Annotated in this window: 15 protein-coding genes; 14 read left to right on the forward strand and 1 reads right to left on the reverse strand. The window is 56.3% G+C overall.

Translation table 11 applies throughout. The annotated features are described in order from the left end of the window. The first annotated feature begins 10 nt into the window (after positions 1 to 10). From uppS to lpxB, 11 genes are all read left to right on the forward strand, one after another. Complete coding sequence (uppS, locus tag AC4FIA_RS10185; RefSeq protein ID WP_490365751.1) at positions 11 to 736, forward strand: undecaprenyl pyrophosphate synthase; 726 nt, start codon at positions 11 to 13, stop codon at positions 734 to 736. Beyond that, positions 733 to 1,524, forward strand: a complete 792-nt coding sequence (locus AC4FIA_RS10190) for a phosphatidate cytidylyltransferase (RefSeq protein WP_490365752.1) — start codon at positions 733 to 735, stop codon at positions 1,522 to 1,524. Before uppS ends, AC4FIA_RS10190 begins: the two co-directional genes overlap by 4 nt. A gap of 13 nt (positions 1,525 to 1,537) precedes the next feature. Then, on the forward strand, positions 1,538 to 2,713 hold the full coding sequence (gene dxr, locus AC4FIA_RS10195; RefSeq protein WP_490365753.1) for a 1-deoxy-D-xylulose-5-phosphate reductoisomerase: 1,176 nt from the start codon (positions 1,538 to 1,540) through the stop codon (positions 2,711 to 2,713). A gap of 11 nt (positions 2,714 to 2,724) precedes the next feature. Continuing rightward, complete coding sequence (rseP, locus tag AC4FIA_RS10200) at positions 2,725 to 4,068, forward strand: RIP metalloprotease RseP (protein ID WP_490365754.1); 1,344 nt, start codon at positions 2,725 to 2,727, stop codon at positions 4,066 to 4,068. Positions 4,069 to 4,144: 76 nt separating this feature from the next. Continuing rightward, positions 4,145 to 4,270: a hypothetical protein gene (locus tag AC4FIA_RS10205; protein ID WP_268810620.1), complete on the forward strand. Its 126-nt coding sequence runs from the start codon at positions 4,145 to 4,147 to the stop codon at positions 4,268 to 4,270. Between the two features lie 108 nt (positions 4,271 to 4,378). After that, the gene (bamA, locus tag AC4FIA_RS10210) at positions 4,379 to 6,727 is read left to right on the forward strand and encodes an outer membrane protein assembly factor BamA (protein ID WP_490365755.1); all 2,349 of its coding nucleotides are present in this window, start codon (positions 4,379 to 4,381) and stop codon (positions 6,725 to 6,727) included. A gap of 20 nt (positions 6,728 to 6,747) precedes the next feature. Beyond that, positions 6,748 to 7,308 (forward strand): OmpH/Skp family outer membrane protein, encoded by a 561-nt coding sequence (locus AC4FIA_RS10215; protein WP_490365756.1) that lies wholly within the window; start codon positions 6,748 to 6,750, stop codon positions 7,306 to 7,308. Between the two features lie 68 nt (positions 7,309 to 7,376). Then, positions 7,377 to 7,838: a 3-hydroxyacyl-ACP dehydratase FabZ gene (fabZ, locus tag AC4FIA_RS10220; protein ID WP_490365757.1), complete on the forward strand. Its 462-nt coding sequence runs from the start codon at positions 7,377 to 7,379 to the stop codon at positions 7,836 to 7,838. Then, positions 7,835 to 8,623 carry an acyl-ACP--UDP-N-acetylglucosamine O-acyltransferase gene (gene lpxA / locus AC4FIA_RS10225; RefSeq protein ID WP_103909593.1) on the forward strand — a complete coding sequence of 263 codons (789 nt, stop codon included), beginning with the start codon at positions 7,835 to 7,837 and terminating at the stop codon, positions 8,621 to 8,623. The genes fabZ and lpxA overlap by 4 nt, the downstream gene beginning before the upstream one ends. Positions 8,624 to 8,626: 3 nt before the next feature. Continuing rightward, positions 8,627 to 9,418, forward strand: a complete 792-nt coding sequence (locus AC4FIA_RS10230) for an LpxI family protein (RefSeq protein WP_490365758.1) — start codon at positions 8,627 to 8,629, stop codon at positions 9,416 to 9,418. Further along, positions 9,415 to 10,572: a lipid-A-disaccharide synthase gene (gene lpxB / locus AC4FIA_RS10235; RefSeq protein WP_490365759.1), complete on the forward strand. Its 1,158-nt coding sequence runs from the start codon at positions 9,415 to 9,417 to the stop codon at positions 10,570 to 10,572. Before AC4FIA_RS10230 ends, lpxB begins: the two co-directional genes overlap by 4 nt. Before the next feature lie 48 nt (positions 10,573 to 10,620). Here lpxB and AC4FIA_RS10240 read toward each other — a convergent pair whose 3' ends face one another. Beyond that, positions 10,621 to 11,262 (reverse strand): invasion associated locus B family protein, encoded by a 642-nt coding sequence (locus AC4FIA_RS10240; RefSeq protein ID WP_488047792.1) that lies wholly within the window; start codon positions 11,260 to 11,262, stop codon positions 10,621 to 10,623. A gap of 438 nt (positions 11,263 to 11,700) precedes the next feature. Between AC4FIA_RS10240 and AC4FIA_RS10245 the strand changes: the two genes are divergently transcribed. Genes AC4FIA_RS10245 through AC4FIA_RS10255 form a run of 3 tightly spaced genes read left to right on the forward strand, consistent with a single transcriptional unit; the run spans position 11,701 to position 14,344 of the window. Next, positions 11,701 to 13,257 (forward strand): helicase HerA-like domain-containing protein, encoded by a 1,557-nt coding sequence (locus tag AC4FIA_RS10245; RefSeq protein ID WP_490365760.1) that lies wholly within the window; start codon positions 11,701 to 11,703, stop codon positions 13,255 to 13,257. Beyond that, entirely contained in the window at positions 13,257 to 13,868 is a 612-nt protein-coding gene (locus AC4FIA_RS10250) for a VOC family protein (protein WP_490365761.1), read from the forward strand. Before AC4FIA_RS10245 ends, AC4FIA_RS10250 begins: the two co-directional genes overlap by 1 nt. Further along, the gene (locus AC4FIA_RS10255; protein ID WP_490365762.1) at positions 13,853 to 14,344 is read left to right on the forward strand and encodes a GNAT family N-acetyltransferase; all 492 of its coding nucleotides are present in this window, start codon (positions 13,853 to 13,855) and stop codon (positions 14,342 to 14,344) included. The genes AC4FIA_RS10250 and AC4FIA_RS10255 overlap by 16 nt, the downstream gene beginning before the upstream one ends. Positions 14,345 to 14,364: the final 20 nt, after the last annotated feature.

Raw genomic sequence — 14,364 nt, forward strand, 5'->3', positions numbered from 1 at the left:
AGGACCAGCCATGGGTAAGCCTAATTCAGAAGCAGGCGCACCACGCCACGTGGCCATCATCATGGATGGCAATGGGCGCTGGGCGACGCTTCGGGGCCGCCCGCGGCTGTTCGGCCACCAAGAAGGGGCCCGCCGTGTTCGTGAAATCGTCGAAGCTTGCCCCGATTGCGGGGTTGAGTATCTGACAATCTTTGCCTTCTCGACCGAGAACTGGAAGCGCACGCAGACCGAAGTGGCGGGTCTGATGACGCTGTTCCGCCGCTACATCACCAAAGAAGCCCGCAACCTTCGCGCCGAAAACGTGCGCGTGCGATTTATTGGTGATCGTCTGCGGCTGGATAAGAAACTGCGGTCTTTGATGGATGAGCTGGAAGAAATGACAGCCCATTGTACAGGCGTGAACCTGACCATAGCGCTGAACTACGGTGGCCGTGACGAAGTGGCCCGCGCGACCCAGCGTCTGGCGCAGGACGTGGCGGATGGCAAACTTTGCCCCTCTGACGTGAACGAAGAAACGCTGCCCCGTTATCTGGATACCTGCGTTCTGCCCGATCCCGATCTCGTGATCCGCACCTCGGGCGAGGCGCGCATTTCCAACTTCCTTCTTTGGCAGTCGGCCTATTCGGAATACGAATTCATTGAAACCCTGTGGCCGGATTTCTCGGCCAAGGAGTTCGCAGAGCTGACAAGCAACTTCGGTACCCGTGAGCGCCGGTTTGGTGCGGTGCCTGCATGACCGAGCCCAGCAAGAAATGGAATGATCTGGGGCCGCGATTTGTGTCGGCTGTTGTGATGATTGCCGTTGGCTTGCTGTCTGTCTGGATCGGTGGATATCTGTTTCACGCCCTGATCGCCGCTGTCTGCGGCATTATGGTTTGGGAACTGGTGTCGATGCTGGACACCAATCGCAGCAAATCTGCGCTGTTGCTGGGTGGTGTTGCCGCGATCTGCACGCTTGCGGTTGTCGAAATTCCCAGTGCACTGGCGATGCCCTTGGTTCTCGCGCCTTCGATGTTGGGCCTTGGCCGGATGGAAAAGGGTGGGGTGACCTACGCTGTCTTTGCCGCGCTGATCATTCTGGCCGGTTTCGGCATGGTCGAGCTGCGTGATGATTTCGGCATGTTGTGGATGCTGTGGCTGGTTTTGGTCGTCGTCGTCACCGATATCGCAGGCTACTTTGCGGGGCGTCTTATCGGCGGTCCGAAATTCTGGCCCAAGGTCAGCCCCAAGAAAACATGGTCCGGCACGATTGCCGGTTGGGGTGGCGCCGCCGTTGTTGGTGGCGTTTTCGCTATGCTGACGCAGGCACATGTTGGTCTGATCGGCCTGTCTGTTGCTGTGTCCATGGCCAGCCAGTTGGGCGATATCGCAGAAAGCGCCATCAAACGTCGGGCAGGGGTGAAAGACAGTTCGAACCTGATTCCCGGACATGGCGGACTGTTCGACCGGTTTGATGGAATGCTGGGCGCGGCCCTGTTTATTCTGATCGCCGGTCAGATCGTGGGTTTCCCGCCGGGATCGTGAAAGAGGCTTTGCAATGACGAATCCGCGCAAAGTGTCCATCTTTGGCGCCACGGGATCTATCGGTCAGAACACCATCGATCTGATCCAGCGTGATCGCGAGGCCTATGATGTTGTGGCCCTATCCGGAGGCCGGAATATCGCGCAGCTTGCGGGCGATGCGATTGATCTGGGGGCCGAAGTCGCCGTCACAGCCTTTGACGATTGCCTGCCTGATTTGCAGGCCGCACTGGCAGGGACAGGAATTCAGGCCGCTGCAGGGCAGGCGGCCTTGATCGAAGCTGCTGATCGTCCGGCAGAATGGGTGATGTCGGCCATCGTTGGCGCGGCTGGTCTTGCACCAGGGCTGAAGGCGCTGGAAGGTGGCGCGACCTTGGCGCTGGCAAACAAAGAAAGCATGGTTTGCGCGGGGCCGTTGGTGATGGCGACCGCCAAGACAAATGGCGGATCAGTTCTACCGGTGGATAGCGAACATTCCGCCGTGTTTCAGGCCCTGATCGGCGAGGATATCAGCGCAGTCGAGCGAGTGATTATCACCGCGTCTGGCGGGGCATTCCGCGACTGGCCACTTGAGAAGCTGGCGACGGCCACGCCGGAACAGGCAGCCACGCATCCCAACTGGGATATGGGGCAGCGCATTACAATCGACTCGGCCTCTATGTTCAATAAGGCGTTAGAGCTGATTGAAACCAAAGAGTTTTTCGACTTTTTGCCCAGTCAGATCGAAACCTTGGTTCATCCTGAATCCATGATCCATGCGTTGGTTGGCTTCAACGATGGTGCGCTTATGGCGCATGTGGGGCCGCCGGATATGCGCCATGCTATCGGCTTTGCATTGCATTACCCTGATCGTCGCATGTTGCCCGTGGAACGGCTTGATCTGGCGCAGATTGCCCAGCTGACCTTCCGACCCGCAGATGAAACCCGCTGGCCTGCGCTGCGCCTTGCGCGCGAAGTGATGGAAACGGGCGGCATGGCGGGCGCGATCTTTAATGCGGCCAAGGAACGTGCGCTGGACGCGTTCATTGATAAACGCATCGGATTTCTTGATATGGCGGTGGTTGTCGAGCGCGTTCTTGAACAGCTTTCGTCAACGACCGGCCATATTGATGCCGAGTTTACCCTTGATAACATCCTCGACTCTGACCATCTGGCACGTACACGCGCCGATGAGATCATAGCAAAACTATAGGGACGTTTGGTTTGGATATTGTATCGCTGTTGCCCCAATTCGGTGGCTTCATTTACACGATTATCGCTTTTGTTGTGGCTCTTTCCGTGATCGTCGCGATCCATGAATACGGCCATTATATCGTAGGGCGCTGGTCGGGCATCCATGCAGATGTGTTTTCCCTTGGTTTCGGTCCTATCCTCTATTCGCGCGTCGACAAACGCGGTACGCGCTGGCAGATCGCGGCATTCCCATTGGGTGGCTACGTCAAGTTCAAGGGCGATGCCAACGCCTCGGGCGGTAAGGATGAAGGCACCTACAGCACTTTGTCTGAACAGGAACGCCGCGCAACCATGAACGGCGCGCCGCTTTGGGCCCGTTCGGCGACTGTGGCGGCTGGGCCAGTGTTCAACTTTGCCCTGTCGATCATCGTCTTTACCCTGATTTTCATGTCGCGCGGCGTTGTGTCAGAACCGATCACCGTGGGCGAGTTGCGGCCTTTGCCGGATATGCAGGAACTGCAAGCCGGTGACGTGATCCTTGAAATCGCGGGCATGGAAACACCCAGCTTTGACGACGCTGAGGGCTTCGATACGTTCCTGAACAACCTGCCGGAAGAGCCGACGCTTGATTATACGGTCGAGCGTGACGGCTCTGAACTGGTTGTTGAAGGCCCTTATATTTATCCTCCGCTGGTGACACAGGTGATCCCGCGCTCTGCTGCGAATGATGCAGGCATTGAGCCCGAAGATGTGATCCTGTCGATCAACGGTGATCCGATCTTTGCCTTTGAGCAATTGCGCGAGACCGTCGAGGGGTCCGAAGGCGCGCCGCTGGAACTGCAACTTTGGCGGGGTGGGGACATCGTGGATGTCACGCTTGAACCCCGTCGTACGGACGAACCGCAGGCGGACAACACGTTTAAAACCGTGTATCGCATCGGTATCGCGGGCGGCATGTTCTTTGACCCTGCGACCGAGGCGCAAAGCCCGCTGGACGCGCTCTCGAATGGCATATCCCAAACAGGCCGCATCATCACAGGATCGTTGTCCGGCCTCTGGCACATGATCACTGGTGCGATTTCGACCTGTAACTTGTCCGGTCCCATCGGAATCGCGGAAACGTCGGGTGCGATGGCAAGCCAGGGCACACAAAGCTTTATCTGGTTCATTGCGGTTCTTTCGACGGCAGTCGGTCTTTTGAACCTGTTCCCGATCCCCGTTCTGGATGGGGGGCACCTGTGCTTCCATGCGTATGAAGCGGTAACCGGCAAACCGCCAAGCGACCGCGCATTGCGTATTTTGATGTCGATTGGCCTTTTCGTCGTGCTCAGCGTGATGGTGCTCGGGCTTACAAACGATCTGTTTTGCCCCTGATTTTGGGGCAAACGTCAAAATATCGCCTCAATCATTAGTTACCAAAGTCCTATCGAACGATAGGTATGGTGTTGAAATGGAAGCGATTCACAGCGGTTACAAAGGCCTGAGCCTGATTTGGAGCCTGAACTGGGACCGAATCCTGTATGTTGCGACAATTCTGCTCGCGCTGTCCTTTGGTGCATTCATCGGGTCGATGTGACCCGATAGCGGCAATTTTCCGCCCGAAAAATCCTAGGCATTCTGACTTTTGACAAGCCTGAACAATCCCGATACTCACTTTCCAAGGGATGTTTGAAGGATTGGCGGGATGTCCGATTATACGACTGCGCGACGTGTTGGAATTAAGCGTTTTAAACCGGGGCTGAAATCAGGGGTGGCTGCGCTTTCCCTTTGTATTCTAACAGGTTTTGCGGCGTTGCCGACAACCGCAGCGGCCCAGACATACGTCTTTAACAACGTATCCATCGAAGGCAGTCAGCGGATCGAGGCGGGAACTGTCCTGTCTTACGCCGGAATCGCCCGAGGTCAGTCGATCTCGGCAGGTGAATTGAACGAAGCGTTCCAGCGCTTGCAGGCATCTGGCCTGTTCGAAAGCGTCGAGCTTGTTCCGCAAGGCAGCACTCTGGTCATCAAGGTCGTTGAATACCCGACGATCAACCTTGTCGCCATCGAGGGCAACAACCGGATCAAAGACGACGATCTGAAGCCGATCCTGAAATCCCAGTCCCGTCGCGTCTTCAATCCGTCGCAAGCCGAAGAAGATGCTAACGCCATCGTGCAGGCCTACGTACAGCAGGGCCGTATCGCTGCACGCGTTCAGCCGCGTATCATCCGCCGCAGCGACAACCGCGTCGATCTGATCTTTGAGGTTTTCGAAGGTGGTGTCGCCGAAGTTGAGCGCATCTCTTTCGTTGGTAACCAGCAGTATTCGGACCGTCGTCTGCGCCGCGTTCTGGGAACAAAACAAGCCGGCCTTCTGCGCGCCTTTGTGACGCGCGATACCTTTATCGAAGACCGCGTTCAGTTCGACCGTCAGCTGCTGCAGGATTTCTATGCGTCCCGTGGGTATGTCGATTTCCGTATCACCAGTGTGAACGCAGAACTCAGCCAAGAACGTGACGGATATTTCGTGACGTTCAATGTGGAAGAGGGGCAGCAGTTCCAGTTCGGCCAATTGACCGTGTCGTCCGACTTGGCGACGGTTGATCCGGAAGTGTTCGAAGAAGCCATCGCAACACGTCCGGGCAAGACCTATAACCCTTCGGCGGTTGACCGCGACATCGCACGTCTTGAACGCAAAGCACTGCGCGAAGGTTTGGACTTTATCCGGGTCGAACCGCGTGTGACGCGCAATGACCGCGATCTGACGCTGGATGTTGAATACGTTCTGACACGTGGTCCGCGCATTTTCGTTGAACGCATCGACATCGAAGGCAACACAACCACGCTTGATCGCGTTGTACGTCGTCAGTTCAACACTGTAGAAGGCGATCCCTTCAATCCGCGCGAAATCCGCGAAGCCGCAGAACGCATCCGCGCGCTCGGTTTTTTCGCGACTGCCGATGTCGAAGCACGTGAAGGCTCGACACCTCAGCAGGTGATTGTCGACGTGGACGTTGAAGAAGCGCCCACAGGCTCGATCAGTTTTGGTGGCGCATATTCGACGAACCAGGGTTTTGGTCTGGCACTGTCATTCTCCGAGCGGAATTTCCTTGGTCGTGGACAGCGCCTGAACCTCGGGCTGAATACGACACAGAATAACCGTCAGTATTTCTTGAACTTCCTTGAGCCAGGTCTGCTTGGACGGGACTTGGCGTTCGGTTTGAACCTGAACTACAAAGAGACAGATCAGGACAACGCTCGCTACAATACTACAATTGGCAACTTTACGCCTTTTCTCGGGTTCCCGATTTCTGACAATGGCCGTTTGCGAGTTCGCTACAGCTTCGGTTCGACCGAATTGACAGTTCCAGAAGACTCCACAGTCGGTCAAATCATCACGGCAGAAGCGACAGAAGAACGTGTGCTTGATAGCTCTGTTGGCTACACCTTCAGCTATGATACACGTCGGAACGGGCTTGATCCCGACAATGGTTTCCTTGTGTCGTTCAGCCAGGATTTCGGTGGCTTGGGCGGGGACACGAAGTTTGTCAAAACCACCGCACGTGCTGTTGCGCAGCGTCTTGCGTTCTCGGACGAAGTGACATTGCGCGCCACATTTGAAGCCGGCGCATTGCACTACTCCCAAGGGCAAAGTCGCGTGACGGACCGTTTCTTCCTTGGCTCCTCCAAACTGCGTGGTTTTGAAACCGGTGGTGTCGGCCCGCGCGAATACAACGAAGCCAACGATGTGAACGACGCACTTGGTGGCAACTACTATGCGGTTGCATCGCTTGAGGCGGAGTTCCCTCTGGGCCTTCCGGAAGAATACGGCGTGTCCGGCGGTGTCTTCTATGACGTCGGCAACCTCTGGGGCTTGGATGAAACAAACGGTGACGTTCTCTATGATGAGGGATCGTACCGCCATGTTGTCGGTGTGTCGCTGTTCTGGACCACACCTCTTGGCCCGCTGCGTTTCAACTTCTCCGAAGCTTTGAAAAAAGAAGAGTTTGACCGCGATCAGGCCTTCGAACTGACGGTATCGACCAGCTTCTAATGATTGGATTTCGGCAACTTGTGGCATCTGTCCTGGTGTCCGTGGCAACGGCGGGGTCCCCCGTCGTTGCTCAAGTGCTGGATCAGGGGACAGTTGCGTTACCTCGTAGCGTGATCCTGACTTTGGAATCCGACAGGATGTTCGAGGAAAGCGATTACGGCATCCGTATCGCCTCTGAAATCGAAGCCGAAGGCATCGAGCTTTCCGCGGAAAACCGCAAGATCGAGGCGGAGTTGATAGCTGAAGAAAGCAAGTTGACCGATCTTCGGGCAACAACCGATCCGGCTGAATTCAGCAAGCTTGCTGAAGCCTTTGATGAAAAGGTCCAGAATTTACGTCAGCAGCAGAATGCAAAGGCAAGGGCGCTCGGCGCTAAGTCGGAAGAAACCCGTCAGACTTTTCTACAGGTCGCACAACCGGTTTTGCTGCAGATCATGCAGCAGGCCAATGCGGCGATTATCGTTGAACGTCGTAGCACCATTATTTCGCTGGATGCCGTCGATATCACTGACGTTGCGATTGACCGGATCAACGAAACACTTGGCGATGGTTCGGATATTCCCGATAAACCAGCCGAGTAGGGCCTGCGACTTGCCCAGAGGGCGCGACGTTGCTAGGCAGTTTGCCAAAGAACACCAAAGGATCGTCCATGACTGATACATTGAAAACTGCAGATATCGATATGATCACGCGTATTCTGCCGCACCGTTATCCGTTCTTGCTGGTGGACCGTGTTGAGGAAATCGATGGCACGCAGTCTGCTGTGGGCATCAAGAACGTGACCATGAACGAACCGCATTTTCAGGGTCACTTTCCTGGTGCGCCGATCATGCCGGGTGTGACCATTGTCGAGGCGATGGCTCAGACTGCAGGTGTGATGGTTGGCGTCGGTCTGGAACTGATGGACAAGAACATGCTGATCTATTTCATGGCGATCGACGGCTGCAAATTCCGCCGCAAGGTCGTACCGGGTGATCAGCTGAAAATGCGCCTGACGACAGTGCGCGGTAAGCCCGGCGGCAAGGTCTGGAAGTTCAAAGGCGTGGCTGAAGTTGATGGCGAAATGGCCGCTGAGGCCGAGTTCACCGCCATGATGGATATGCCCGCGTGAGCGCCGCTGTCATTCATCCAAGCGCGGTCATCGAAGAGGGTGCGCAGATTGCTGACGGATGTACCGTCGGCCCGTTTTGCCACATCGGCCCCGAAGTGGTGCTTGAAAAAGGCGTCACTCTGAAAAGCCACGTGGTCGTCACTGGCGATACGGTGATCGGTGAAGACACACTGATCCACTCTTTCGCTGTGATCGGTGAAATTCCGCAGGACAAAAAGTTCGGCGGCGAAAAGACCAAACTGGTCGTTGGCAAGCGTAACCGCATCCGTGAACACGTCACGATGAACGCTGGAACAGCTGGCGGCGGTGGTCTTACGAAGGTCGGTGATGACGGTCTGTTTATGGCCGGTTGCCATGTTGCGCATGACTGCATTATCGGCAACAACGTCATTCTGGTGAACAACAGCGCTGTGGCTGGTCACTGCATTATCGAAGACGATGTCATCGTCGGCGGCCTGTGTGGCGTACATCAGTTTGTTCGCATCGGTCGTGGCGCGATCATTGGCGCGGTAACCATGGTGACCAATGATGTGATCCCCTATGGCCTTGTTCAGGCGCAACGGGGTAAGCTGGATGGATTGAACCTGGTCGGTCTGAAACGGCGCGGCGTCAGCCGGTCTGACATCACTGCACTGCGGGCGGCCTTCCAGATGTTGGCGCAGGGCGAAGGGGCGTTTCAAGAGCGGGCCAAGCGCCTTTCGGATGAAACAACGTCGGACTATGTCAAGGAAATCACCGATTTCGTTCTGGCCGAAACCGATCGTCACTTCCTGACACCGGGCTAAGCTGTGCTTGCCCTGATCGCCGGACGCGGAGATTTGCCAAAGGCAGTTGCATTGGCGCAAAGTGTTCGGCCCTTGGTCTGCGCAGTCGATGGATTTGCGCCAAATGATCTGGTTGTCGACTACAGCTTTCCCATCGAAAAGCTTGGCGGTCTGCTGCGATTTTTGAAGGCGCAGGCTGTAACGCAGGTCTGCCTTTGCGGTGGCATCGACCGACCAAGTTTTGCAATCACCCGCATGGACATTTGGACGGTGCCTTTGGTGCCGATCCTGCTAAGTGCGCTGAAGCTTGGGGATGATGGTGCGTTGCGCGCGGTTATCGAGGTTTTTGAAAGCCGCGGTATCACGGTGCGCGCCGCTCATGATTTGGCGCCAGGGCTTTTGCCGAAGGCAGGTATCCTGACCAAAACACAGCCCGATCCGCAAACCATTGGCGATGTTGCGGCTGGTGATCAGGAAATTCGGGAAATGGGCCGCAAGGATCTGGGACAGGCGTGTCTGATCCGTGACGGCAAAGTTGTGCAGCGCGAGGTCGACAGCGGAACAGACGCCATGATGGCGATGGACGCAGACGCGGCCCTTGGTGCTGTGTTCTATAAAGCGCCCAAGCCACAACAGGACCGGCGCGTGGATTTACCGACAATCGGTTTGGACACGGCGAAACGTGCGGTTCAGATGGGGCTGCGCGGGCTGGTGATTGAGGCGGGCGGTGTTATCGTGCTGGATCAGGACAAGGTGATCGAAACACTGGATCAGAACGGCCTGTTCCTTTGGGTGCGCGAAAAGGGGGCGGCATGAAGGTATTTGTCATTGCGGGGGAACCGTCTGGCGACAAACTTGGCGCGGCCTTGATGCGCGGACTGAAGTCCACAACCCAAGAACCTGTCGATTTTCAGGGGGTTGGAGGCGAAGGCATGATCGCCGAGGGCCTGAATAGTCTTTTCCCTATGTCCGAAATCGCGATCATGGGCATCGGCGCTATCCTAAGGGAATATCGTAATTTGAAACGCCGTATTCGCGAGACGGCGAATACGATTATTGCGGAAAAGCCAGATGTTCTGGTGACCATTGATCTACCCGAATTCTGCCTGCGTGTCGCCGAGCTGGTCAAAGCTGAAAGCGACATTCGTGTCGTCCATTACGTGGCACCAACCGTGTGGGCGTGGCGCCCCAAACGTGCGCAGAAAATGGCGCGGCATGTGGATCAGGTTCTGGCGCTGTTTCCGTTCGAGCCGCCCTATATGGAAGCGGCAGGCATGCGGTGCGACTTTGTCGGGCATCCTGTGGTGACCGAGCAAGTGGCAACAGAAGAAGAGATTGCGGCCTTCAAAACTGCGCACGGGTTCGGCGATGCGCCCGTTGTCTTGGTCTTGCCCGGATCGCGTCGATCTGAAATCGGGCGATTGGCCGGTACGTTCGGTGAAACTTTGGGCCGGATTGCGGAAAGCCGCCCGGACATTCGGTTTGTCCTTCCCGCTGCTGGCAATGTGGCAGATCTGGTGGAAGAGGCTGTTCAGAACTGGCCTGTGAACGTAACCGTTCTTGATCCTCGCGGTGTTGATGCAGAAAAGTTTGCGACGACCAAACGTGCGGCCTTTGGGGCTGCAGATGTTGCATTGGCCGCGTCGGGCACGGTGGCATTAGAGCTTGCAGCAGCGCAGACACCGATGGTGATCGCCTATGATATGCCGTGGCTGTCGCGGCAGATCATCGGCAGGATGTTGTTGGTGGATACGGTCAATCTGGTCAGTCTGGTGTCAGACACGCGCGAGATACCGGAATTTATCGGAAAAGACTGTCAGGCCAATCTGATCGCCCCGGCTGTTTTGTCGGTTCTGGATGATCCGTCACGCCAGACCAAGGCAATGGCCGTCACGATGGAACGTCTGGGGCAGGGTGGCCCACCGCCCGGTGAACGGGCTGCTTTGGCGGTTCTGGATGGTTTGAAATGAAAACGCCGGGGACAGCCCCGGCGTTTTCATTTTCGGTGTAAGCAGTGCTTACTTATTCAGCGAGTCATACGCCGCCGTAAAGCCGGTCAGCGACATCGGTACGGTCACTTTCTGATCCGGTGCGGCAGCAGGAACGATTGTGACGTTCGCCACGTTGCCTGCTTTGAACGATGCAATGTCCTGCGGCAAGAAGCCGACACGCGCGACGCAACCCATCTGCGCGCAGAAGGCAAAATCATAGCGCTTGGCTTGGCCGCCATCGACTTGCACGGTGATTTTCTGTGTCAGAAGTGTTTCCAGCGGAACGATAAAGTTCGCACCGGCCACGGCCTGACCCTGATTGCTGACTTGGAACAGGCTAACCTCTGCAACGGCACCGCCATCAGCGCCCTTCAGAACCTGATACAGCTGGCAGGGATCTTCGCCATTGGGGGTGGACAGACACTGGATCGTCCAATCGCCAATGGTTTCTTTCACGTAGCTGGAATTTTCCGGTGTGACGGCTTCGCCTGTATCCAGAACACTGTCGCTACCTTCTTCAGCTGCCTGCGCCGGCGCGTCGGCCGGTGCTTCGGTTGCTGCGGGTTGTTCTGTCTCTGTCGCGTCTGCGGGAGCAGCGGCTTCCTGTGCAAAGGAAGGCGAGCCTGCCATAAGGGCAATCAGCGACAGGGAGATCAGTGACGGTTTCATAAAAGCTCCTCCGAGCGAAAATTTAAACGTAATGCGCTTAACATGACTGTACGTGGGTGTCAGGGGGGGAATATCCACCTGACGGCGGTGTTTTGCCGATTTTGTGTAGGCCAAGTCTTGGAAAGAATGAAGAAAAAAGAAAAGGAACCCAAAAGGGTCCCTTCTCAATTTTTTCTCCCCGTCGGACTGGCCGACCTTTTATGGACCTGACGCTACGCCGCGAAAACAGACCGGTCAACAGTCAAATAATAGGTACTCGGTAGTTTTATTGACGTTTGCACAAAAAAAGACCGTACCTTTTGAAAGGCACGGTCAGTCCGACAGGGAGGAAGTGACCCAAACCAGAAGAGGACATGTGGTTCAGGTCAATTTCACCCTAGCGACAATTGGTTAACTTAGTATGGTGTCGTCCGCACGGTACCGAAGTGGGGGCATGTTATGGACGACGGAATTTTTGTTGGTGGCGGTGGTGAAGGCTACGGCGAAAAGCAATGGCTGAACCTGAAATACGCAAACCGGCATGGTTTGATTGCAGGCGCGACAGGTACCGGTAAGACCGTCACCCTGCAAATTCTGGCCGAAGGATTTTCGGCATCCGGCGTGCCGGTTTTCATGTCCGACGTCAAAGGCGATCTGTCCGGTCTGGCCAAGGCTGGCACAGAAACCCACAAGCTGCACACGCCGTTTATGGAGCGCGCCACCAAGATCGGGTTTGACGATTTCGGCTACGATTCATTTCCGGTCACGTTCTGGGATTTGTTCGGTGAACAGGGGCATCCCGTTCGCACGACAGTTGCCGAAATGGGGCCTTTGCTGATTTCACGGCTGATGGAGCTGTCCGAGGCACAGGAAGGTATCCTGAACATCGCGTTCCGCGTAGCCGATGAAGAAGGCCTGCCGCTTCTGGACCTGCGCGATTTGCAGTCGCTTCTGGTCTGGGTCGGTGAAAACCGTCAGGAATTGTCCCTGCGATACGGCAATATCTCGGTCCAGTCGGTGGGCGCGATCCAGCGACGTCTGCTGGTTCTGGAAAACCAAGGGGGCACACAGTTCTTTGGCGAACCCGCGCTTGATCTGAGCGATATAATGCGAGTGGGGGCCGATGGTCGTGGTCAGGTGAACATCCTTGCCGCTGACAAGCTGATGGGATCGCCGCGCCTTTATGCGACCTTTCTGTTGTGGCTGCTGTCGGAACTGTTCGAAGAACTGCCCGAAGTCGGCGACCCGGACAAACCCAAGCTGGTCTTCTTCTTTGACGAAGCGCATCTGTTGTTCGACGACGCGCCTAAGGCTCTAGTCGATAAGGTTGAGCAGGTCGCCCGCCTGATCCGTTCCAAAGGTGTCGGTGTCTATTTCATCACGCAGAACCCTGACGACGTGCCTGAAGATATTCTTGGACAGCTGGGCAACCGTGTACAGCATGCTCTGCGTGCCTTTACAGCACGTGATAAGAAGGCGCTGCGTATGGCGGCGGAAACCTACCGCGAGAACCCGCGCTTCGATACGGAAGAGGCCATTCGTGAGGTTGGCGTCGGCGAGGCGGTTACATCCATGCTTCAGAAAAAGGGTGTGCCGGGCATTGTCGAGCGTACATTGATCCGTCCGCCGTCTTCGCAGCTTGGGCCGATTGGTGCCGCGGAACGCGCGGCGATCATGTCCGCATCTGATTTGGGGCTGAAATACAAAGACACCGTGGATCGTGAATCCGCCTATGAAATGCTGAAAGGTCGCGCGGAAAAGGCGGCTGCAGAGGCAGAGGCGCTAGAAAAACGCGAACAGGAAATGGCTGCTGCTGAACGCGAATATAACGCGGGCCGCCGTTACAGCGGTACACGCGTTGGACGCTCGACCTCGGAACCCGTGCGGAAGACCCGCAAGAAGGAAGAGGAAGGTTTTGGCGCGGCTATTGCCAAGGTCGTTGTGAAGGAACTCAAAGGCACCACAGGTCGCCGCATTGTCCGTGGCATCTTGGGCGGTTTGTTCAAGGCGCGGTAATGCTGGTTCTGGATCACCTCGCTGTTCTTGGTGCCGATCTGCAATCGGCGGTCGAGCATGTCGAAGGTGTGTTTGATTGCACGATGGGCGCAGGCGGGCGGCATGCTCGCTTTGGCACCCACAATCGCCTGATCGGGCTTTGCGATGACCTCTATCTTGAGGCCATCGCGACAGATCCCGATGCCCCGCCGCCTCAAGATGCGCGCTGGTTCGGTCTGGATCACTTCAGCGGTCCGCCGCGTCTTGATAAATGGGTGTGTCGGGTGGCCGATATCGAAGCCGCCGTCGCGCAGTTACCAGTCGAGCCGCGCATCGTTGATGTAGAGCGCGGAGATCTGAAATGGCGCATGCTTGTTCCAACTGACGGCTTTCTTCCTTTCGACGGACTTTTCCCAGCACTGATTGAATGGCAGACGCCGGTGTTGCCGGGTGTCTCGCTTGCGGGACAAGAGTGGGCACTGACCACTCTAACCATCACGCATCCAGAGGCATCAAAGCTGCAAAGCATTCTTGCGCCGTACCTGAATGATGATCGCATCCGGTTCGAAACCGGAGACACTCCGCACCTTTGCGCGGATTTTAACGGACCCTTTAAATGCCAACTGACCTGATTATCCGTGTGGCCACCTCGGACGATGCACCTGCAATTGCTGCGATCTGGAACCATTACATCAGGCACACAGCCGTTACGTTCAATTCGCAAGAAAAAACCGACCAAGATGTTGCTGCCGATATCGAATCCAAATCCGGCGCCTTCTGGGTTGCCTCAGACGGTGACACCATCGGCGGTTTTGCCACTTATGGCGCGTTTCGGGGGGGCGTTGGCTATGCACGCACCAAAGAACACACCATCCAGCTTGATCCCGCTTTCTCGGGTCGCGGCGCGGGCAGGGCGCTGATGGACGTTTTGTGCGCGCATGCCAAAGCGCAAGGCATCCATTCCCTCTGGGCCGGAATCAGCGAAGAAAATCCGGCAGGTGTCGCGTTTCACAGGGCGATCGGCTTTGAGCACGTCGCCATCCTTCCCGAGGTCGGGTTCAAATTCGACCGCTGGATGGATCTTGTGCTGATGCAGAAATTCTTGTGACTTCCGACTGACAACCGTGG

It is taken from the genome of Thalassococcus sp., from assembly GCF_982780845.1.

Bases quoted from the DNA above. Each gene is read 5' to 3' on its own strand.
- uppS (WP_490365751.1), top strand. From the start codon at position 11: ATGGGTAAGCCTAATTCAGAAGCAGGCGCACCACGCCACGTGGCCATC.
- AC4FIA_RS10190 (WP_490365752.1), top strand. From the start codon at position 733: ATGACCGAGCCCAGCAAGAAATGGAATGATCTGGGGCCGCGATTTGTG.
- dxr (WP_490365753.1), top strand. From the start codon at position 1,538: ATGACGAATCCGCGCAAAGTGTCCATCTTTGGCGCCACGGGATCTATC.
- AC4FIA_RS10205 (WP_268810620.1), top strand. From the start codon at position 4,145: ATGGAAGCGATTCACAGCGGTTACAAAGGCCTGAGCCTGATTTGGAGC.
- bamA (WP_490365755.1), top strand. From the start codon at position 4,379: ATGTCCGATTATACGACTGCGCGACGTGTTGGAATTAAGCGTTTTAAA.
- fabZ (WP_490365757.1), top strand. From the start codon at position 7,377: ATGACTGATACATTGAAAACTGCAGATATCGATATGATCACGCGTATT.
- lpxB (WP_490365759.1), top strand. From the start codon at position 9,415: ATGAAGGTATTTGTCATTGCGGGGGAACCGTCTGGCGACAAACTTGGC.
- AC4FIA_RS10240 (WP_488047792.1), bottom strand. From the start codon at position 11,262: ATGAAACCGTCACTGATCTCCCTGTCGCTGATTGCCCTTATGGCAGGC.
- AC4FIA_RS10245 (WP_490365760.1), top strand. From the start codon at position 11,701: ATGGACGACGGAATTTTTGTTGGTGGCGGTGGTGAAGGCTACGGCGAA.
- AC4FIA_RS10250 (WP_490365761.1), top strand. From the start codon at position 13,257: ATGCTGGTTCTGGATCACCTCGCTGTTCTTGGTGCCGATCTGCAATCG.
- AC4FIA_RS10255 (WP_490365762.1), top strand. From the start codon at position 13,853: ATGCCAACTGACCTGATTATCCGTGTGGCCACCTCGGACGATGCACCT.